15 protein-coding genes and 1 pseudogene are annotated in these 20720 nt (G+C 64.2%); 5 read left to right on the top strand and 11 right to left on the bottom strand.

Annotated elements, in window-relative coordinates:
- Positions 1-64 precede the first annotated feature (64 nt).
- The 4 genes and pseudogenes from QOS90_RS22340 to QOS90_RS22325 all read right to left on the bottom strand — a co-directional run.
- Entirely contained in the window at positions 65-1171 is a 1107-nt protein-coding gene (locus QOS90_RS22340) for an acetoin dehydrogenase dihydrolipoyllysine-residue acetyltransferase subunit (protein ID WP_085274001.1), read from the bottom strand.
- Positions 1168-2190: an alpha-ketoacid dehydrogenase subunit beta gene (locus tag QOS90_RS22335; protein WP_085274000.1), complete on the bottom strand. Its 1023-nt coding sequence runs from the start codon at positions 2188-2190 to the stop codon at positions 1168-1170. The genes QOS90_RS22340 and QOS90_RS22335 overlap by 4 nt, the downstream gene beginning before the upstream one ends.
- A gap of 33 nt (positions 2191-2223) precedes the next feature.
- Complete coding sequence (locus tag QOS90_RS22330; protein WP_027594944.1) at positions 2224-3201, bottom strand: thiamine pyrophosphate-dependent dehydrogenase E1 component subunit alpha; 978 nt, start codon at positions 3199-3201, stop codon at positions 2224-2226.
- Between the two features lie 38 nt (positions 3202-3239).
- Positions 3240-4279: pseudogene (locus tag QOS90_RS22325) on the bottom strand (ATP-NAD kinase family protein); the annotation flags it as partial.
- A gap of 283 nt (positions 4280-4562) precedes the next feature.
- Here QOS90_RS22325 and QOS90_RS22320 point away from each other — a divergent pair.
- Positions 4563-6416, top strand: a complete 1854-nt coding sequence (locus tag QOS90_RS22320; RefSeq protein ID WP_085273999.1) for a sigma-54-dependent Fis family transcriptional regulator — start codon at positions 4563-4565, stop codon at positions 6414-6416.
- 172 nt (positions 6417-6588) lie between these two features.
- Here the strand turns inward: QOS90_RS22320 and accC are convergent, their stop codons facing one another.
- The 6 genes from accC to QOS90_RS22290 form a co-directional block, all read right to left on the bottom strand.
- A complete protein-coding gene (accC, locus tag QOS90_RS22315) occupies positions 6589-7944 on the bottom strand; it encodes an acetyl-CoA carboxylase biotin carboxylase subunit (RefSeq protein WP_027594949.1) in 1356 nt (451 codons plus the stop codon).
- 17 nt (positions 7945-7961) lie between these two features.
- Positions 7962-8417 (bottom strand): acetyl-CoA carboxylase biotin carboxyl carrier protein, encoded by a 456-nt coding sequence (gene accB, locus QOS90_RS22310; RefSeq protein ID WP_085273998.1) that lies wholly within the window; start codon positions 8415-8417, stop codon positions 7962-7964.
- 100 nt (positions 8418-8517) lie between these two features.
- Complete coding sequence (gene aroQ / locus QOS90_RS22305; RefSeq protein ID WP_008093086.1) at positions 8518-8970, bottom strand: type II 3-dehydroquinate dehydratase; 453 nt, start codon at positions 8968-8970, stop codon at positions 8518-8520.
- 179 nt (positions 8971-9149) lie between these two features.
- A complete protein-coding gene (locus QOS90_RS22300) occupies positions 9150-10928 on the bottom strand; it encodes a protein-disulfide reductase DsbD (RefSeq protein WP_085273997.1) in 1779 nt (592 codons plus the stop codon).
- 215 nt (positions 10929-11143) lie between these two features.
- On the bottom strand, positions 11144-12889 hold the full coding sequence (locus tag QOS90_RS22295; RefSeq protein WP_371918166.1) for a methyl-accepting chemotaxis protein: 1746 nt from the start codon (positions 12887-12889) through the stop codon (positions 11144-11146).
- 331 nt (positions 12890-13220) lie between these two features.
- Positions 13221-14579: a diguanylate cyclase gene (locus QOS90_RS22290; protein WP_027594953.1), complete on the bottom strand. Its 1359-nt coding sequence runs from the start codon at positions 14577-14579 to the stop codon at positions 13221-13223.
- Between the two features lie 249 nt (positions 14580-14828).
- Here QOS90_RS22290 and QOS90_RS22285 point away from each other — a divergent pair, with 249 nt between their 5' ends.
- The 4 genes from QOS90_RS22285 (at position 14829) to speA (ending at position 19160) form a co-directional block, all read left to right on the top strand.
- Positions 14829-15896 (top strand): DUF2333 family protein, encoded by a 1068-nt coding sequence (locus QOS90_RS22285; RefSeq protein WP_027594954.1) that lies wholly within the window; start codon positions 14829-14831, stop codon positions 15894-15896.
- A 2-nt stretch (positions 15897-15898) separates the two neighbouring features.
- Positions 15899-16435 (top strand): NUDIX hydrolase, encoded by a 537-nt coding sequence (locus tag QOS90_RS22280; RefSeq protein WP_085273995.1) that lies wholly within the window; start codon positions 15899-15901, stop codon positions 16433-16435.
- A 286-nt stretch (positions 16436-16721) separates the two neighbouring features.
- Complete coding sequence (locus tag QOS90_RS22275) at positions 16722-17093, top strand: translation initiation factor Sui1 (protein ID WP_027594956.1); 372 nt, start codon at positions 16722-16724, stop codon at positions 17091-17093.
- A gap of 153 nt (positions 17094-17246) precedes the next feature.
- Entirely contained in the window at positions 17247-19160 is a 1914-nt protein-coding gene (gene speA, locus QOS90_RS22270) for an arginine decarboxylase (RefSeq protein ID WP_027594957.1), read from the top strand.
- A 127-nt stretch (positions 19161-19287) separates the two neighbouring features.
- Here the strand turns inward: speA and QOS90_RS22265 are convergent, their stop codons facing one another.
- The gene (locus tag QOS90_RS22265; protein WP_085273994.1) at positions 19288-20625 is read right to left on the bottom strand and encodes an MATE family efflux transporter; all 1338 of its coding nucleotides are present in this window, start codon (positions 20623-20625) and stop codon (positions 19288-19290) included.
- Between the last annotated feature and the right edge of the window lie 95 nt (positions 20626-20720).

Here is a 20720-nt window from a genome sequence, read left to right as displayed (position 1 = left end):
CAGAACCCCTCAAGGCATGCACTTCTAAACCCAGACACCACCCCAAGCCATGCCCCTCATTCCCTCAATGCCCCCGCAAGAAATCCACCATCTTCCGGTTGACCTGTTCAGCCGCCTCCATCTGCACCATATGGCCAGCGTCCGGCAGTACCAGCACTTCGGCTTCCAGCCCGTCGGCATGGCTGGCCGGGATAATCGCGTCCTTCCCGCCCCAAATCACCAGCGCCGGGTGCTGCCCCAGCACACCGCGCAGGTCGTGGCGCTGCTGGTCGCCCTCGGCGATGGCCGACACCAGCTGGCGCAGCGCCGCATCGACGCCCTCCAGGCGCTTGAACTTGAGCATGTCCTCCAGCAATTGCCGGGTGACCAGCGCTGGGTCGGCAAACAACTGCACCATTTGCGGCTTGAGTGCATTGCGGTTTGCCGCAGCCACGAAACCTTGGAGGTACTGCCCGTTGATGGCAGTCCCAAGCCCAGCACTGGCCACCAGGGTGAGGCTGGCCACCCGCTGTGGCGCCAGGCGCGCCAGGTTGAGGCTGACAGCGCCGCCCATCGAGTGCCCGGCCAGGTGGGCGCGGGGGATGTCCAGGTGGTCGAGCAGTGCCAGCACGGTTTCGCTCAGTTCATCCAGGTCGCCGCGTTGCAGCGCCTTGGCCGACTCCCCGTGCCCCGGTAGGTCGAGGGCGATGACGCGGCGCTCGGCCGCCAACGCCGGGTGGTTGAACAACCAGTTGTTCAAATCACCGCCAAAGCCATGCACCAGCACCAGCGGCGTTGCGCCTTCGCCCAGTTCGAACCAGCGCAACAGGCGGCCGCCCACGTCGGCTTTTTGTGGGGTTGGCCCTTGTGCCTGGTCGGCGCCACCTTCGGCGACGAATTCGGCCTGGAAGCGCTGCACCACGGCATCGATCTCGGCCTCGTCGGCTTCGCCTTCCACCACCACCGCCAGCAACGCGCCGACCGGCAGGGTTTCATCCGGCTGGGCCACCAGGCGGCGCAATACACCGCTGAAGGGGGCTTCGACGCTGCTGCTGATCTTGTCGGTCTCGACGTCCAGCACTTCGTCGCCTTTGTTGATGGGGTCACCTTCCTGCTTGAGCCAGGTGTCCACCCGGCCCTCGGTCATCGACAGGCCCCACTTGGGCATGGTCAGCGTATGGATCTGGCTCATGCGGCGCTCCTTGCAGCTTCGATCACTTTGCGCACGGCGGCCTCGATCTTCGCCGCGTCGGGGATGTACAGGTCTTCCAGCGCATCGGAGAACGGCACCGGCGTGTGCGGCGCGGTGACCATCTCGATCGGGCCCCTGAGGGCGCCGAAGGCTTTCTGCGCCACCAGTGCGCTGATGTCGGTGGCCATCGAGCAGCGCGGGTTGGCTTCGTCGATCACCACCAGGCGGCCGGTTTTCTCGACGCTTTCCAGGATGCTGTCTTCATCCAGCGGGCTGGTGGTGCGCAGGTCCAGCACTTCGCAGTCGATGCCTTGGCGGGCCAGGTTGTTGGCGGCTTCCAGCGCCACATGGACCATGCGCCCGTAGGTCACCAGGGTCACGTCGTCGCCGTCGCGCAGGAAGTTGGCTTCGCCGAACGGCACGCTGTAGACCTCTTCCGGCACCTCGCCCTGCAGGCTGTAGAGCAACTTGTGCTCGCAGAAGATCACCGGGTCGTTGTCGCGTATCGCCTGGATCAACAAGCCCTTGGCATCGTATGGCGAGGACGGGCACACCACTTTGAGGCCGGGGATGTGCGTCCACAGCGAGGTGAGCATCTGCGAGTGCTGGGCCGCAGCGCGCAGGCCAGCGCCGTACATGGTGCGCATTACTAGCGGGGTCACGGCCTTGCCGCCGAACATGTAGCGGAATTTGGCGGCCTGGTTGAGGATCTGGTCCAGGCAGCAGCCGGCGAAGTCGACGAACATCAGTTCGCACACCGGGCGCAGGCCTTGGGTTGCGGCACCCACGGCGGCGCCGACATAGCCGATTTCCGACAGCGGCGCGTCGAGCACCCGCCCAGGGAACTGGTGATACAGGCCCTTGGTCACGCCCAGCACGCCACCCCAGGCGTCCTCTTCCCCGGGCGCGCCGGCACCGCCAGCCACGTCTTCGCCAATGATGAACACAGTGCTGTCGCGGCGCATTTCCTGGGCCAAGGCTTCGTTGATGGCCTGCTGGTAGCTGATCTTTCTTGCCATGGTGATTCTCCTCTTGTTCTTGTAATCCGCGGCTCAGGGGTAGCTGACGTAGACGTCGCTGAGCAGGTCGGCGGGCTGTGGCTTGGGATCGGATTTGGCGCGGCGCACGGCGTCTTCGATCAGGTCTTCGACACGCGCGTCGATGGCGTCGAGTTGCTCGGCGCTGAGCAGGCCGGCACGGGTGGTCTTGTTGCGGAACTGCATCAGGCAATCACGGGACTCGCGCAGGTTCTTCACTTCATCCGGGGCGCGGTAGGTTTGCGCATCCCCTTCGAAGTGGCCGTAATAGCGGCTGAGCTTGACCTCGATCAGCGAGGGGCCTTGCCCGGAGCGCGCACGCTCAATGGCGGCGCCCGCGGCTTCGTACACGGCGAAGAAGTCAAAGCCATCGATGGTCACGCCCGGCATGCCAAAGCCGGCAGCGCGGTCGGCAATGTGGTCGCAGGCCACCGACCAGTTCGACGCCGTGGCCTCGGCGTAGCCGTTGTTCTCGGCGACGAAGATGCACGGCAGGTTCATGATCGAGGCCATGTTCATGGCTTCGAATACGGCGCCTTCGTTGGAGGCACCGTCGCCGAAGAAGGCCACCGACACGTCATCGCGGCCCTTGAGCTTGGCGGCCAGCGCGGCGCCTGCAACCAATGGCGCACCGGCCCCGACGATGCCGTTGGCACCGAGCATGCCTTTTTCCAGGTCGGCAATGTGCATCGAGCCGCCCTTGCCGCCGCACACGCCGGTCTTCTTGCCGTAGATCTCGGCCATCATGCCGTACACGTCTACGCCCTTGGCGATGCAGTGGCCATGGCCGCGGTGGGTCGAGGCGATGCAGTCGCTGTCACGCAGGTGGGCCATGACGCCTGCGGCGGACGCTTCTTCGCCGGCATAGAGGTGGACGAAACCGGGGATTTCGCCGGTGGCGAATTCCACGTGCAGACGTTCCTCGAAGGCGCGGATGGTGCGCATCACTTCATAGGCATGCAGTAGTTGTTCTGTACTGAGTTGATTGGACATCTTGTTGTTCTCCAGGGTTGTCTCAACACGCGGTTGCAGGGTGTAGCCGGTGGCCGCGCGGCACGGCCAGCAGGTGATGGCGGGCGGCGTGGGCCAGCACGGCCTCGACGTCCACGGTGAGCGGGCCTTGGTGGTCCAGGGTGATGGTGGGGGTGTCGTGCTCGGCGAATTCGATCTCGCGTTCGCCATCCAGGGCCAGGGTGCCGCTGCTTAGGCTCAGGCGATGGGCGACGCCCGGCGTCAGCACGCCGCTGGCGGTGATGCCGCACCCTTGCAGCAGGCCAGGCGCCAGGGGCGCGAGCAGGGCCTGCTCGGCGCCGGGGTTCAGGCGCACCCAGGCGCCGTGCGGGTCCTGGCGTGACACCGGGCACCACAAGCCGCACAGGGCGGACAGGCCAATGGCATGGGGTTCGGCGAAGCAGGCGAACACCTCGCTGAGGTCTTCGCTGCGGCTCAGGGCGCGGGCGCCAATGAAACGCTGGGGCGAAACGGCGACTTCCACCAGTGCCCACTCGTCCAACTGCTGCTCGGGCACCTTCACCCGCAAGCGCTTGTTGCGGCGCAGGCCGATGCTGGCGGGCACGCGGCCGCTGGCGAGCAAGCCGCCCGCCAGGCCGGCGCTGGTGGCTTCGCGTAATTCCGGGAAGGCATTGTTGGTGCCGGTGGACAAGGTCAGCAGTGGGATGTCACCGGCTTCTGCTGCCACTGCCTTGTGGGTGCCGTCGCCGCCGAGCACCGCGATCATCGCCACGCCTTGGCCGACCATGCGTCGGGTGGCCAGGCGGGTATCGGCAACGGTCTGGGTCAATGGCAGGTCGAGCACCTCGATATTCGGCCAGTGCTGGTCGCGGGCAGCGGGGCCTTGGCTGGCCTTGAGCACGGCGGCGGCGATGCCGGTCATGTCGGTTGGCAGCAGCACCCGGCCGATGCCGGTGGCACCGAAGGCGGCCAACAGCCGCTGGATCGCCGACGCCTTGTCGGTGCTCGAATAGAGCCCGGCACTGGCGGTCAGGCGGCGCAGGTCGCGGCCGGAGGCAGGGTTGGCAATGATCCCGACAGTCGGGGTGGGTTGCGGCATGGCGCACCTCGTATTCTTGTTTGTCAGGGACAGAGCAAGGGAGGTGCCAGCTTTGTTTCATCTGCCTGAAGTGGCTGTGCCAGAGCGGTCTGTGCGTAGGAAAGGGCGTGCGCCCAGCATGCCCGGCGAGACGCGGGGTACCAGGCTGCGGCGGCGTTTGCCGAGACGCTGAGACGCTGCGTCTCAAGCGAGCCGGTATTCACACAGTGCTTGTCGGGGCATGCCTGGAAGCGCTTAATGGCCGCACAACGATAAAAACAGCAATGAGAACCGGAGGGCCTGAATGCTTGCCGCGAACTCCCGAGCCCATGTCGACTGCGTCAGCCGGGTGCTGAAAAACGCCGACCGCCTGCCACAGGCACCGGTGCCGCCGCTGATCCTCGACTCCTGGCGCCGCTCCATGCACTTGTATCGCCTCGACCCAGGCTCCCAGCAGGGCCCACGTATCCTTTCGCAAAGCCTGCTCAACGAATGCCGCGAACGTGCCGAGCTGTTTCTGCGCATCGCCGGCGACGCCGTGGCACGGCTGCATGAGCAGGTCCGCGGCGCCGACTATTGCGTGCTGCTCACCGATGCCCAGGGGCAGACCATCGATTACCGGGTCGAGTCCGCCATCCGCAATGACTGCCGCAAGGCCGGGTTGTACCTGGGCACTTGCTGGTCGGAAGGCGAGGAGGGCACTTGCGGGGTGGCGGCGGTGCTGACCAGCAAGGCGCCGGTCACGGTGCACAAGCGCGATCATTTTCGCGCCGCCTTCATCGGCCTGACCTGCACGGCGGCACCGGTCTTCGACCCACTGGGCGAGCTGCTGGGCGTGGTGGATGTCTCGGCCTTGCGATCCCCGGACGACCGCCGCAGCCAGCACCTGATTCGGCAGCTGGTCGAGCAGACCGCGCGCGAGATAGAAAACGCCTTCTTCATGCACAGTGCCCAGGGCCATTGGGTGATGCGCGCGCATGGCACGCCGGGCTATGTCGAAAGCCAGCCCGACTACCTGCTGGCCTGGGATGCAGATGGCCGGCTGCAGGCAATCAACAGCCTGGCCCGGCAGCGCCTGGTGGAGCGCCTAGGCCGCTTGCCTGAGCACATCGGCGAGCTGTTCGACCTGGGCCAGTTGCGTTGCAGTAACGAGGCTTCGGCCCAGCGCTTGCCAGGCTGGGGGGAACTGTATGGCCGCGTCAGCGCACCGCAACGGCGCCCGCGCCCGCAGCCTTTGCGCCAGGCACAGGACGCGCGCATCGAGCAGCACCTGCGCCTGGCCACGCGGGTCAAGGACTGTAGCCTGGCGGTGCTGGTGCAAGGCGAGACGGGCTCGGGCAAAGAGGTTTTTGCCCGTCAGTTGCACCAGCAAAGCCAGCGCCGCAAGGGGCCTTTCGTCACGCTGAACTGTGCGGCCATCCCTGAGAGCCTGATCGAGAGCGAGCTGTTCGGCTATGTAGCCGGGGCCTTTACCGGTGCTTCCAGCAAAGGCATGCAAGGGCTTTTACAGCAAGCTGATGGCGGCACCCTGTTTCTCGACGAAATCGGCGACATGCCACTGAACCTGCAAACCCGGCTGCTGCGCGTGCTGGCGGAGGGCGAAGTGGCGCCCTTGGGCGCGGCGCGGCGTGAGCGGGTGGACATCCAGGTGATCTGTGCGACACACCGAGACCTGGCGGCAATGGTGGTGGATGGGCGTTTTCGTGAGGACCTGTACTTCCGCCTGGCCAACGCCCGGTTCGAGCTGCCGCCGTTGCGTGAGCGGGAGGATCGGCTGGGTTTGATTCATCAATTGTTAGCCGAAGAAGCCGAGGCTTGCGGGGTAGAGGTGGTGTTGGCGGACGATGCATTGCAGGCGCTGCTGCTTTACCGTTGGCCGGGGAACCTGCGCCAACTGCGGCAGGTGTTGCGTTATGCCTGTGCGGTGAGTGAGGGCCGGTGGGTGCGGCTTGAGGATTTGCCGCAGGAGGTACGCGGCGATGCGGTTGCTTCTACTGAAACGGAGGCCTCCAGCCCGGCGCGGCAGTTGTTGCTGGATGCGCTGATCCGGCACCGCTGGAAGCCGGCTGATGCCGCGCGGGCGTTGGGGATATCGCGGGCGACGCTGTATCGGCGGGTGCATGAGCACCGGATCGAGATGCCTAGAATGAAAGGGTGATGGGTTCGCCTCAGGATTTTCAGCGCCTGTGAGGCCGAGCGCCGCGCGGGCGGCGCTCGATCTCACCGGCAACACCCCCCTCAAGGTATGCACCTGCCAGCACCACCTATCCCTAAAGCCCATAAAAAAACCCCGGAACAGGTCCGGGGTTTTGGTACATCACACTACACGATCACTCCTGGCTGGCCAGTTTGTGCTCGAGGTAGTGAATGTTGACGCCGCCTTTGCAGAAACCTTCATCACGCACCAGGTCGCGGTGCAGTGGGATGTTGGTCTTGATGCCGTCGACGACGATCTCGTCCAGAGCATTGCGCATGCGCGCCATGGCTTCTTCGCGGTCCTTGCCGTAGGTGATCAGCTTGCCGATCAGCGAGTCATAGTTCGGCGGAACCGAATAACCGCTGTACAGGTGCGAATCGACGCGAACGCCGTTGCCACCTGGGGCGTGGAAGTGCTTGACCTTGCCTGGGCTCGGGATGAACTTCTTCGGGTCTTCAGCATTGATCCGGCACTCCAGCGAGTGACCACGAATCACCACGTCTTCCTGGCGGAACGACAGCTTGTTGCCAGCGGCGATGCTCAGCATCTCCTTGACGATGTCGATGCCAGTGACCATTTCCGACACCGGATGCTCAACCTGTACGCGGGTGTTCATCTCGATGAAGTAGAAGCTGCCGTTCTCGTACAGGAACTCGAAAGTACCTGCACCGCGGTAGCCGATTTCGATGCACGCATCGACGCAACGCTTGAAGACTTCCTGACGGGCCTTCTCGTCGATGCCCGGTGCTGGCGCTTCTTCCAGAACCTTCTGGTGACGGCGCTGCAGCGAACAGTCACGGTCGCCCAGGTGGATGGCGTTGCCTTGGCCGTCGGACAGTACCTGAACTTCCACGTGGCGTGGGTTGGTCAGGAACTTCTCCAGGTAGACCATCGGGTTGCCGAACGCAGCACCGGCTTCGGTACGGGTCAGCTTGGCCGAGGAGATCAGGTCCTCTTCCTTGTGCACCACGCGCATACCGCGACCACCACCGCCACCGGCGGCCTTGATGATCACCGGGTAGCCGACGTCACGGGCGATCGCCAGGGCGACTTCTTCGTCTTCCGGCAGCGGGCCGTCAGAGCCTGGTACGGTCGGTACGCCCGACTTGATCATCGCGTCCTTGGCCGAAACCTTGTCGCCCATCAAGCGAATGGTGTCGGCTTTCGGGCCGATGAAGGCGAAACCGGATTTCTCTACCTGCTCGGCAAAGTCGGCGTTTTCGGCCAGGAAGCCGTAGCCCGGGTGGATCGCGGTGGCGCCAGTCACTTCGGCGGCAGCGATGATCGCCGGGATGTGCAGGTACGAATCCTTGGATGACGCGGGACCGATGCAGACCGACTCGTCTGCCAGGCCCAGGTGCATCAGTTCGCGGTCAGCCGTGGAGTGCACGGCGACGGTCTTGATGCCCAGCTCTTTGCAGGCACGCAGGATCCGCAGGGCAATTTCCCCGCGGTTGGCGATCAGGACTTTTTCGAGCTTCGCAGACATCGTTGGCTCTCCGCGGTTCAAACGATGGTGAACAGCGGCTGGTCGAACTCAACCGGCTGGCCGTCTTCTACCAGGATGGCGTCGATGACACCGCCGATCTCGGCTTCGATGTGGTTCATCATCTTCATCGCTTCGACGATGCACAGGGTGTCGCCTTTTTTCACCGACTGGCCAACTTCAGCGAAGTTAGGCGAGGTCGGCGATGGCTTGCGGTAGAAGGTACCGACCATTGGCGAGCGAACCACGGTGCCTTTCAGCGCCGGGGCAGCAGCTTCGGCGACAGGGGCAGCAGCAGCAGCCGGAGCAGCGACAGGGGCAGCAGCCATTGGGGCGGGTGCGTAGAACTGCTGGGCAGCTGGGGTCTTGCTGTGACGGCTGATACGGACCGACTCTTCGCCTTCCTTGATCTCCAGTTCGTCGATGCCAGACTCTTCCAGCAGTTCGATCAGTTTCTTGACTTTACGGATATCCATTAATCATCAACTCCCAAAGGTTCGGTCAGGGGGCGTAATTGAAAACGTGTCTAAAACGTTTCTCTCAAACCCCGGCCCACTTAGGCCAGGGTCTCTGTCATCAGGGCTGTGCGTTGGCAGCCAGTTGTTCCAGCGCGGACTCCAGGGCCAGGCGATACCCGCTGGCGCCCAGGCCGCAAATCACCCCTACGGCCACATCGGAAAAGTAGGAGTGGTGACGGAACGGTTCGCGTTTGTGCACGTTGGACAGGTGCACTTCGATGAATGGGATGCTCACCGCAAGCAATGCGTCACGTAATGCGACACTTGTGTGGGTGAAAGCAGCCGGATTGATCAGGATGAAGTCCACACCCTCGTTGCGTGCGGCGTGAATGCGGTCGATCAGTTCGTATTCGGCATTGCTCTGCAGGTACTGCAGATGGTGGCCCGCGGCGCGGGCACGTTGCTCCAGGTCCTGGTTGATCTGGGCCAGGGTCACGGCGCCGTAGTGGCCCGGCTCGCGAGTACCGAGCAGGTTGAGGTTGGGGCCGTGAAGCACCAGTAGCGTAGCCATCTGCGGATTCCTTGGATTTGTAGGGCAATTCGACACAGCGCGGCGAGTGTGCCGTAAAGCGACGGCAAGTGTCCAGTTCCCGGCAATAGCCAGCACGATGTCCGAGATTCGCGCGAAGTATGTGACCGGATAATTAAATCTGGTCACTGTCTCGAGGATTTTTCGCAGCTCGCCGGAAGTTATAGACCGAGTTTGCCGCGCACGCGCGTCAGAACCTCGGCGAAATCGGCGGTGTTTATCTCGCCTATGACCCGATCAGCGGTTATTTCGCTGCCGTTCGCCGCAAAGAACAGCAGCGCAGGCGGGCCGAACAGCTGGTAGCGGTCGAGCAGCGTACGTTGCTCGGCGTTGCTCTCGGTGATGTCGAAACGCAGCAATTTGAAGGCGCTCAGCTGCGATTGCACCTGCGGCGCATTGAGCACGTCGTGCTCGATCACCTTGCAGCTGATGCACCAGTCGGCGTACCAGTCCAGCAACACCGGCTGGCCTGCGGCCTTGGCCTGGGCCAGTGCCGCGTCGAGCGCGGCGGGCGTGGTGAGGGTCTGCCAGGCATCGGCCTTGACGGCAGGGCTGGCGCTGCCCGTGGCCACGGCGGGGGCAGGCAAGGGGCGCAGGGGGTCGCCCTGGCCGTTCAGTGCCCCGTACCAGCAGGCCAGGGCGTAGACCAGCAACGCCAGGCCGAGCAATTGCGCCAGGCGCTGGCGCGGGGTTTTGATGACGAATTCCAGGGCACCGAGGAACAGCGCCACGCCGGCAGCCAGGAAGCCGACCAGCAGCAACGTCACCTGGCCAGGCAGCACGCGGCTGAGCAAGCCGATGGCCAGCCCCAGCAACAGCACACCAATGGCGTTTTTCACCGTGTTCAGCCAAGGGCCGCTCTTCGGCAACCAGGCTGCGCCACCGGTGGCCACCAGCAGCAATGGCGCACCCATGCCTAGGCCGAGGGCGAACAGTTTCAGCGCACCCCCCAGGGCATCGCCGCTGGCGCTGATATAAAGCAGGGCACCGGCCAGTGGCGCCGACACGCAGGGCGACACCAGCAAGCTGGAAAGCACGCCCAGCACTGCCGCGCCGACTAGCGAGCCACCTTTGGTGCGGTGGGCGAGTGAGTCCAGGCGATTGTTCAAGGCCTGTGGCAGCTTCAATTCAAACAGGCCGAACATGGCCAGGGCGAACACCACGAAGAACAACGCGAAAGGCACCAGCACCCAGGCCGACTGCAGCCGTGCCTGCAGGTTCAAGCCCGCGCCGAACAGGCCCATCAGCGCGCCCAGCACGGCGAAGCTGGCGGCCATCGATACCACGTAAGCAAGCGACAGCGCGAGGCCGCGCAAGCCGTTTGCCTGGCCACGCAGCACCACGCCCGAGAGGATGGGCAGCATCGGCAGCACGCAAGGGGTGAAGGTCAGGCCGACGCCGGCGAGGAAGAACAGCAAGAGGGATTTCCAGCTCCAGGCCTGCTCACCTGTGGCCGGTGCCGCGCTGGGGGTGCCACCTTCGCCATCGATGCTCAGGCGCGCGGTTTCCGGGGGGTAGCACAGGCCTTTGTCGGCGCAGCCCTGGTAGCCCACCAGCAGGGTGAACGCGCGAGGGTCGGTGCGTGGCAGCTCGATGTCGAGCACGCCGTGGTACACCTCGACGTCACCGAAGAACTCATCGTGCTTGGCTTCGCCTTTAGGGATGTTGGGCGTGCCCACGGCCACGTCGGCCGGCTCTGTGCGAAAATTGAAGCGGTGGCGGTAGAGGTAGTAGCCGTCGGTGGCGACGAAACGCAGCTTGATGCTCTGGGCATCGGCCTGGATCAGGCTGAGCTTGAACGCTTCGTGCACGGGCAGAAAATCGGCAGCGTTGGACAGCGAAGCGGCGCCGAGGGTGGCGCTGGGGCGGTTGTCGAGCAGGCCCGTGGCGAAGGCAGGGCTGGCCAGCAGCAGGAACAGCAGGAGAAACAGGCGGCGCATGGCGGACTCGCGAGGTGGAACGTGCTGGGCATGATAGCGGAGTTGGTCTTGATTTGGCGTGTGTCGACCGGGGGAACGACACATGGCCGATGGCTGATTCGCCTGTACCGGCCCTTTCGCGGGGCAAGCCCGCTCCCACAAGTTCACGCCAACTTCAAGTGTAGAGGTCGCCCTGTGCGGGCTTGCCCCGCGAAAGGGCCGGCCCAGGCAAACGCTCACACCCTGAACGCCCGCACCGCCGTGCTCAGCTCGCTGCCCAGGCTCAGCAATTGCTCCCCTTGCTCACGCCCCTCGCCAATGCGCTGCAAATTGTCCTCGCCCAACTCGTGAATCCGCTCGCTATGGTCACGAATCTCGCTCACCGCACCGCTCTGTTGGGCCGTGACATCGGCAATCCGCACCGCCGTATCGGCAATGGTACGAATGGCGCGGACAATCTCGTCCAGCGCGCCATCTGCGGCCTGGGCCTGGTCGGCGGTGGCTTCGGCATGTTCCAACTGCGCTCGCATGCCGGCCACCGAGCCTCTGGCGGCTTGTTGCAAGCGGTCGATCAGTGTCTGGATCTCGCCGGTTGCGCCTGTGGTGCGCTGCGCCAGGGAGCGCACTTCGTCTGCCACCACGGCAAAGCCACGGCCCATTTCGCCCGCGCGGGCAGCTTCGATCGCGGCGTTGAGGGCCAACAGGTTGGTCTGCTCGGCAATCGAGCGAATCACCGTCAACACCCCGCCAATGGTGGCGGACTCTTCAGCCAGTTGTTCGATCATGCGGGCGTTACCCTGCACTTCGTCCACCAGTTCGCGTAACCCCGACAAGCTCTGGCCAATCACCGCCTGGCCGTGCTCCACCGCACGTCCGGCATCGCGGCTGGCGTCGGCAGCCGCGCTGGCATCGCCGGCCACTTGCTGGATGGTCGCTTCCAGTTCACCGAGCGCGTCGCGAATCTGCCCGGTGTCGCCCGCCTGGCGCTCGGCACCGTCGTGCAGGGCGGCGCTCATACCGGCCAGGGCATGGCTGCTGCCGGCCACCTGTTCGGCGTTGTGGCGGATGGTGCCGACCAGTTCCACCAGGTAGTGGCGCAGGCGGTTGAGCGATTCCTGAATGTCGTGCAGTTCACGGTTGGTCTTGCCCAGGGCGATCGGCTTGGCGAAGTCGCCCTCGGCCCAATGCGACAGGGCCGGCGCCAGGCTGGTCAAGGTACGCGCCAAGCGCCGCTGCAGGGTGTCGATGAGCAGCGCAATCATCAGGATCAGGCCGATCATCAGGCCTTGGCTGATACGCACTTCGGCGGCGATCTTGGCATGCAGCCCGCGGACTTCAGGCTCCAGGCCGGCGATGGCCTGCTGCACCGCTTCAAGGCGTTGGCCTGTGCTGGCGGCCAGGGCGGCGCGGCGCTCGATTTGCTCGCGGGTGCGTTGCAGTTCGGCCGGGTAGCGCGTGAGCAGGCTCTGCAGTTCGCGCTTGAGGGCGACGGCAATGTCTTCCTGCTGCGCGCTGGCTTGGGTTTCCAGGCCCATCAGGGCGGCGAAATCATCAGCATTGGACTCGGCCGCACGGGTAACACCTAGCAGCGGCAAGCTGTCGATGGCCTGGGCCTGGGCGCGGATCAGTTGCAGCTCGCGCTCCACTTCGTCGGCCAGTTCAGGGCGGCCGCTGCTGACCAGTTTGTCCCGGGCCAGCGACAGGCGACCCAGGTGCACGGTGGCGTCGAGCAAAGGCAGCAGATAGCGGTTGGCCTCGGCGCTGCCGCTGTCACGGGCGTAATTGGCCAGTTGTTCGAAGTTGGCCCCCAGTTCGCGCTCGGCTTGCAGTAGCAGCGCTTGCGGGTCGCCGGCCAGCTTGCCGGCCGCCAGCAGTTCTTCGGCGGTAAAGGCCTGCAGGCTGTCGAGGCTGGGGTGCAGTTTGTCGGCCAGCGCGTCGGGCCATTCGGCCAATGCCGTCTGCAACTGCTGGTTGGCCTCCATCGCAGCGGCATGGCGCAAGGCATCACCACTGGCCAGGTAGGCCTGAATGTTACGCGCTGCCTGGTTCTGGAACTGTTGGGACAGGCCCAGGTAGCGTTCCATCATCTGATAGGGGCGCTCCAGGGCACGCTGTGACCACCACAAGGTCACGGCCAGGGCGATACAGACGGTTACCAGCAACAGGGTGTTGAAATTGGTCAGCCACTTCAGGCGCATAGCCGCGAACTTCCTGCGGGGAGTGGGAGAGGTAAGCGACTGAAGTTATTGCGATTTTGTTACGCAGTGATGACGTCTATGTCCTGATGTAAAAAAAAGATGGCACTTTGCCTTGTTAGGGCTCCACCCGAACCACGCAGTTACGCCCCGCGTGCTTGGCCCGGTACAACGCCTCGTCCGCTGCACTGGCCATGGTCAGCGCATCCAGCTCATCGTCCAGTTGCACCACCCCCGCGCTGAACGTGCAGTTCAGGTCCCGTGGCTGCGCTGGATAGAGGATCTCGGCAAAGCGCCGGCGGATTTCGTCCAGGACCTTGTGCGCGGCATCCAGGGCGGTGTTGGGCATGACGATGGCGAACTCTTCGCCGCCGTAACGCCCGATGAAGTCGGTCTTGCGCAGCCGTTGCTTGAGGAACAGTGCCAGGCTCTTGATCACCCGGTCGCCCATGGGATGGCCATGGCGGTCGTTGATCTTCTTGAAACGGTCGATGTCGAGCATGGCGAAGCTCAAGGGCTGTTGCTCGCGCCGGGCGCGGAAGCTGCAATCTTCGAGCAGTTGCAGGATATGGGTGTGGTTGTACAGCCCGGTGAGGCTGTCGCGCACCATGCGTGCCTTGAGGTGGCGGGCGCGGGCGGCGCGGTTGCGCACGGTGGTGATCAGGTGGCGCGAACGGAACGGCTTGGTGAGGAAGTCATCACCACCTTCGCTCATTGCGTCGAGCTGTTTGTCGAGGTCGTCCTCGGCCGACAGGTAAATGATTGGCACGCTGACATAGCGGTCGTTGTGGCGGATTACCTTGGCCAGCTCCGGGCCGGTACAGGCGGGCATGTACAGGTCGAGAATGATCAGGTCCGGCTGGAAGTCGGCCAGTTCCGCCATGGTGCGGATCGGGTCGGTCAGGCTGCGGGTGATCATGCCCGCGCTGCTCAACACCCGTTCGGTGTGCAGGGCCTGGGTGCGCGAATCGTCGATGATCAACACCCGCAGTGGGTCGAGCGGGGTAGTGCTGGTGAGCAGCTCGACCTTCTCCAGCAGGCTGGAGGCTTCCAGGGTGCCGGTCAGAAACTCTTTGCCGCCAGCGCGCACGGCGGCAAGGCGAGTCGGGGTATCGGTTTCGTGGTGGCTGAAGAACAGCAGCGGAATCGTTTGCGGCACACCTTGCTGAGCTTGGGCGGCCAGGCGCAGGCCCTGGCCGCTGCCGGTGAAGTCGACATCCATCACCACCGCCGCAGGCGGGCATTCACTGAGCGAAGCCCGAAACGCATCCGCACTGAACAAGGCCTGCACGCCGAGGCCGAAAAACTCCAACTGCTGGGCCAGGCGTTGGGCGCGCTCGTGGTCCTGCAAAAGGATGTACACAGGCTTGCGCAGCGGCGGCAGGGGCACCGGGTTGAGCGGGTCATCCTTGCGCAGGCCGGGACGCGACAGGTGCTGGGCGGGGCACTGGTGGCTCGGATCGACTGCTTGGCTCATGTCCTGGCTACTTTTGGGTGGGTGGTGTGCAGGTGCGATGATGGCTCTATGCTAGCAGCTCTTTTCCGTTGGGTGAGTGCCCTCCATCAACAAAGCGTTTAGAACGAATATTCAGTTACTGACCCACTGGTCGCTTATGCGTACGGCAGTGTCTGCTTTATAGTGCAGCGATGCGGGCTTGCCGTGGCACCCTGGCGAAGGCCTGGGGTCCAAGCCTCTGAACCGTCTTGACTGATTAAGGACAATGCCATGCTGGACTGGAAAAACCGCGAGGCCAAAGCCGAACCCCGCGAGCGTGTTGATGGCCGTGGCGCCGCCGCCCGTAGCTACTTGGGCGGCCTCTGGAGCCGTGCCCTGGGTACCCTGATCGGCCTGTACCTGCTGGTCTGTATCGGCCTGGGCTGGTACTGGAGCCAGGAGCCGGAGCTGTTCCCGGTGCAGCAGAACGCCCAGGCTGCGGCCGAGCGTAATGGCCAGCAGATGGTCATCGGCTATACCACCATCGAAACCCTCAAGACCGTCGCCGGTACCTTGCTGAACAAGCCGGGCGGTTACATTTCCAACGACCGCTTCCCGCCGGGGCTGTGGATGGACAACATGCCGAGCTGGGAATACGGCGTGCTGGTCCAGGTCCGCGATTTGTCCCGCGCGTTGCGCAAAGACTTCGCCCGCTCGCAGTCGCAGTCCACTGAAGACGCCGACCTGGCCAAGGCCGAGCCGCGCTTCAACTTCGACAACAAGAGCTGGATTTTGCCGTCGAGCGAGTCTGAGTTCGAAGAAGGCATCAAGTCGCTGAACCGCTACCAGACTCGCCTGGCCGCTGGCGACAAGGGCGCGATCTTCTACACCCGTGCCGACAACCTGAACAACTGGCTGGGCGATGTGGCTACCCGCCTGGGTTCGCTGTCGCAGCGCCTGTCGGCCAGCGTTGGCCGGGTCAAGCTCAACACCACCCTGAAGACCGAGTCGGTACAACCTGGCCAGGCACCGCAGGTTGACGAAGAGCTGGTCGAAACCCCATGGCTGCAGATCGACAACGTGTTCTACGAAGCCCGTGGCCAGGCCTGGGCGCTGTCGCACCTGCTGCGCGCCATCGAGGTCGACTTCGCCGATGTGCTGGCGAAGAAGAATGCCACGGTCAGCGTGCGCCAGATCATCCGTGAGCTGGAAGCCTCGCAGGAAGCGCTGTGGAGCCCGATGGTGCTCAATGGCAGCGGCTTCGGCATGTGGGCCAACCACTCGCTGGTCATGGCCAACTACATCTCCCGGGCCAACGCTGCGGTCATCGACCTGCGTCAGCTGCTGTCGCAGGGTTGATCGTGGCCATCAGCACCCAGGAAGCCGCCCATCGGGCGGCTTCCGACCGTGAGCTGGTTGCCTGGGTCGACGAAGCCGACCAGGTGCTCGGCGCCTTGCCCCGGGCAGAATTGCGCGAGCGCGGGCTGATTGGCCGTTGCACGTTCATCTTGCTGTTCAATAGCGCCGGGGAGTTGTGCGTGCACCGGCGTACCTTGAGCAAGGCGCTGTACCCAGGCTTTTGGGATGTGGCGGCGGGCGGCATGGTGACGGCGGGCGAGGGCTACGCCGAGTCGGCTTCGCGGGAGTTGGCCGAAGAACTGGGTATCGACGGCGTCGCGTTGCGCTTTCATGAACGGTTCTACTTCGACCAACCCGATAACCGCTTGTGGTGTGCGGTGTATTCGGCGGTGTCCGATGCACCGCTGCGCTTGCAGCCGGAAGAGGTGAGCGAGGCGCGGTTCATCAGCCTGGCGCAGGCGGAAGAAGAAAGCCACACCAAGCCGTATTGCCCGGACTCGTTGGCGGCGTTGCAGCGGTACAAAGCCAGCTTGCCCTAGTTGCACGGCGTTGCAGCCTATTCGCGGGCATGCCTGCTCCCACAGGTTTACCGGAGCCTTTAAGAACGGTGCAGTACCTGTAGGAGCGGGCTTGCCCGCGAAGGGTCGCAAAACATTCGCAAAATGGCGCATTCCAGTACTTAGCAATCCCCTGATTTATCGTTACACTGCGCGCCCTTTTCGGGCTGTCGCAGGATCTTGCGGCAGTAGCGCCGCCCCTGCCAGAGTGGGGCTTCGCGGTCGGCTCCCGCCGACCAGTTTTTGTCCTCAGCACAGAGGAACAAAAGTGGCCAAGAAAGCTTCTTCCTTTTCCGCCCTTGGCGGTCTCGTGTTCTCCACCGATGCCGGTCGGCACTGCCCTGACTGTAGCCAGCCGGTGGATGCCTGCACCTGCAAGCAGCAAATCATCCCCGAAGGCGACGGCATTGCCCGCGTACGCCGGGAAAGCAAAGGCCGCGGTGGCAAGACCGTGACCACCGTCACCGGTGTGCCGCTGCCCCTCGATCAGCTCAAGGAGCTGGCCACCACGCTCAAGCGCCGCTGCGGTACCGGTGGCGCCTTGAAGGACGGGGTTATCGAGATTCAGGGCGACCATGTCGAGCTGTTGATCGGCGAGCTGACCAAACAGGGTTTCAAGGCGAAAAAGTCGGGCGGCTGAGGCCGTCGCGCGTTTTTTTGCCCAGTGCTTTCTAAACTCGTTCCTGTTGGAAGGGTCTACCCCTGAACCGGACGAATCGTCATTTTCAGCTTCTACACTGCGCCGGCCCTTTTCGTTGGGGCAGTGTTTTCGACTTATCTATAGGGGACTTGAATGTCCGTACGACGCACACGCAAAGACGATGGTAGCCAATGGACCGTGGCCGACAGCCGCAGTGTTTACGGCATCCGCCATTGGGGCGCTGGTTATTTCGCCATCAATGAAGCCGGGCGCGTCGAAGTACGCCCTAATGGCCCCAATAGCGCGCCGATCGACCTGTTCGAGCAGGTCGACGAACTGCGCCAGAGCGGCCTGTCGTTGCCGTTGCTGGTGCGCTTCCCCGACATCCTGCAAGACCGTGTACGCCAGCTGACCGGTGCCTTCGACGCCAACATCGCGCGCCTCGAGTACCAGAGCCAGTACACCGCGCTGTACCCGATCAAGGTCAACCAGCAGGAAGCGGTGGTGGAAAACATCATCGCCACGCAGAACGTCTCGATTGGCCTTGAGGCCGGCTCCAAGCCCGAGCTGCTGGCAGTGCTGGCGCTGGCGCCAAAGGGCGGCACCATCGTCTGCAACGGTTACAAGGACCGTGAGTTCATCCGCCTGGCGCTGATGGGCCAGAAGCTGGGCCACAACGTGTTCATCGTCATCGAGAAAGAATCCGAGGTCGCCCTGGTGATCGAGGAGGCCGCCGAGCTCAAGGTCAAGCCGCAGGTCGGCTTGCGCGTGCGCCTGTCGTCGCTGGCGTCGAGCAAGTGGGCCGACACCGGTGGAGAGAAGTCCAAGTTCGGTTTGTCGGCTGCGCAGCTGATTTCGGTGGTGCAGCGCTTCCGCGATGCCGGCCTGGACCAGGGCATCCGCCTATTGCACTTCCACATGGGTTCGCAGATCGCCAACCTGGCGGACTACCAGCACGGCTTCAAGGAAGCCATCCGCTACTACGGCGAGCTGCGTGCACTGGGCCTGCCGGTCGATCATATCGACGTCGGCGGTGGCCTGGGTGTGGACTACGACGGTACTCACTCGCGCAATGCCAGCTCGATCAACTACGACATGGATGACTATGCCGGCGTGGTGGTGGGCATGCTCAAGGAGTTCTGCGACGCGCAGGGCCTGCCGCACCCGCACATCTTCTCCGAGAGCGGCCGTTCGCTGACTGCGCACCATGCCATGCTGGTGATCCAGGTGACCGACGTCGAAAAACACAACGACGACGTGCCGACCATCGAAAACAAGGAAGCCCTGCCCGAGACCGTGCAGTGGCTGGCCGACCTGCTGGGCCCGACCGACATCGAGATGGTCACCGAGACCTACTGGCGCGCTACCCACTACATGGGGGACGTGGCGGCGCAGTACGCCGATGGCAAGATCAGCCTGGCCGAGAAAGCCCTGGCCGAGCAGTGCTATTTCGCCGTGTGCCGTCGCCTGCACAACTCGCTGAAGGCGCGCCAGCGTTCGCACCGCCAGGTGCTGGACGAGCTCAATGACAAGCTGGCCGACAAGTACATCTGCAACTTCTCGGTGTTCCAGAGCCTGCCGGATACCTGGGCCATCGGCCAGGTACTGCCGATCATCCCGCTGCATCGTCTGAATGAAGAGCCGATGCGCCGCGCGGTGCTGCAAGACCTGACCTGTGACTCCGACGGCAAGATCAACCAGTACGTCGACGAGCAGAGCATCGAGACCAGCATGCCGGTGCATGCGCTCAATGAGGGCGAGGACTACCTGCTGGGCGTGTTCCTGGTTGGCGCCTACCAAGAGATTCTGGGTGACATGCACAACCTGTTCGGTGATACCGACTCGGTGAACATCTACCAGAATGCCGATGGCAGCGTGTACCACGCCGGTATCGAGACCCACGACACCATCGAAGACATGCTGCGTTACGTCCACCTGTCGCCGGAGGAGTTGATGACTCACTACCGCGACAAGGTCGCCAGCGCGAAGATCACCGCCCGCGAGCGGACGCAGTTCCTCGATGCCTTGCGCCTGGGGCTGACCCGCTCTTCGTACTTGTCTTCGTAATCGCCGGGGCCGCTTTGCGGCCCATCGCCGGCAAGCCAGCTCCTACAGGTATTGCACGTGGCTCGGGCCATGCAGTGATTCAGTGGGAGCTGGCTTGCCGGCGATGGGCTGCAAAGCAGCCCCAAAATCACTGAACCCACAGCCCCTTTTGCTGCAACCGCCACCCAACCCACCCCAACGTCACCGCCCGCAATGCCATGAACCCGAGAAACGCCAACCACAAGCCGTGGTTGCCAAACCCATTCATGGCCCACGCCACCGGCAGCGCAATCACCACCGACGCGAGCATCGCATTGCGCATCTCCCGCGCACGGGTCGCGCCGATGAACAACCCGTCGAGCAGGTAGCTCCACACCGCAATCAACGGCAGTACCGCCAAGTACGGCAGGTACGGGTAAGCCGCCGCCCGCACACTGTCGATATCGGTCTGCAGGTCGATGAACAGGTGCCCACCCAGCAGGAACAGCCCGGCAAAGCCAACGCTGGTGATCAGCGACCAACCGCACGCTACTACCAGCGAGCGGCGCAGCGTATCGCGGTCGCGGGCGCCGATGGCGTGGCCGCACAAGGCCTCGACTGCATGGGCGAGCCCGTCGAGCGCGTAGGCGGTCAGCAGCAGGCCATTGAGCAGCAGGGCGTTGGCTGCCACCGTCGCTTCACCCAGCCGGGCGCCTTGCACGGTGATCAACAGGAACACCAGTTGCAATGCCAGGCTACGTAGGAAGATGTCGCGGTTGACGGCCAGCAGCGGCCTCCAGGCCTGCCAGCGCTTGAGCGCCGCCCAGGCGATGTGCCCGGGGTACGCGCGCAAGGCCGGGCGGGTCAGGGCCAGGCCCAGCAGTGCGGCGCTCCACTCGGCGATCACCGAGGCGCGCGCCGAACCCAGCACCCCCCAGTCCAGGCCGAGCACAAACCACAGGTTGAGGATGATGTTCAGCAGGTTGGTGGTCAGCAGGATGGCCAGCGGCGCCCTGGCATTCTGGGTGCCGAGGAACCAGCCGACCAGCGCGTAGCTGGCCAGTGCCGCAGGCAGCCCGAGCAGGCGGGTGTGGAAGAAGTCCTCGGTGGATTGCTGCAACGCCGCGCTGGGCTGCATCGCGTGCAGCGCCAACTGGCTGAAGGGCAGCGCCAACAGGCCGATGACCACGGCAAAGCCCAGGGCCAGCAGCAGCCCTTGCACCAATACCTGGCGCAACGCCGCGCCGTCACCCCGCCCAGCAGCCTGGGCTGCGAAGCCGGTCGAGCCCATGCGCAGAAAGCCCATCAGGCCAACCATGAAGGTGAACAGCGTGGCGCCCACGGCAACGGCGCCCAGCTGGTGGGCGTGGGGCAGGTGGCCGATGACGGTGCTGTCGACCAGCGCCACCAGGGGTACGGAGATGTTGGAGAGGATCATCGGTGCGGCCAGGCCCCAGACCTTGCGGTGGGTAGGGCGGTCGCGCCAGTCGGTGGTCAGTTGAGACATTTCAAATCCTGGCATTAGCAGTGCCACAGTGTACCGGCCAGGCAACCAATTCGCGCGAACGCGGTCTCACCTGGCGCTACACGGCGGGTGACGCG

Origin of the sequence: Pseudomonas sp. LAIL14HWK12:I10 (assembly GCF_900184205.1) — a bacterium.
GTDB classification, from domain to species: Bacteria; Pseudomonadota; Gammaproteobacteria; order Pseudomonadales; family Pseudomonadaceae; genus Aquipseudomonas; species Aquipseudomonas kermanshahensis.
This window is presented reverse-complemented; position numbering and strand designations above follow the sequence as displayed.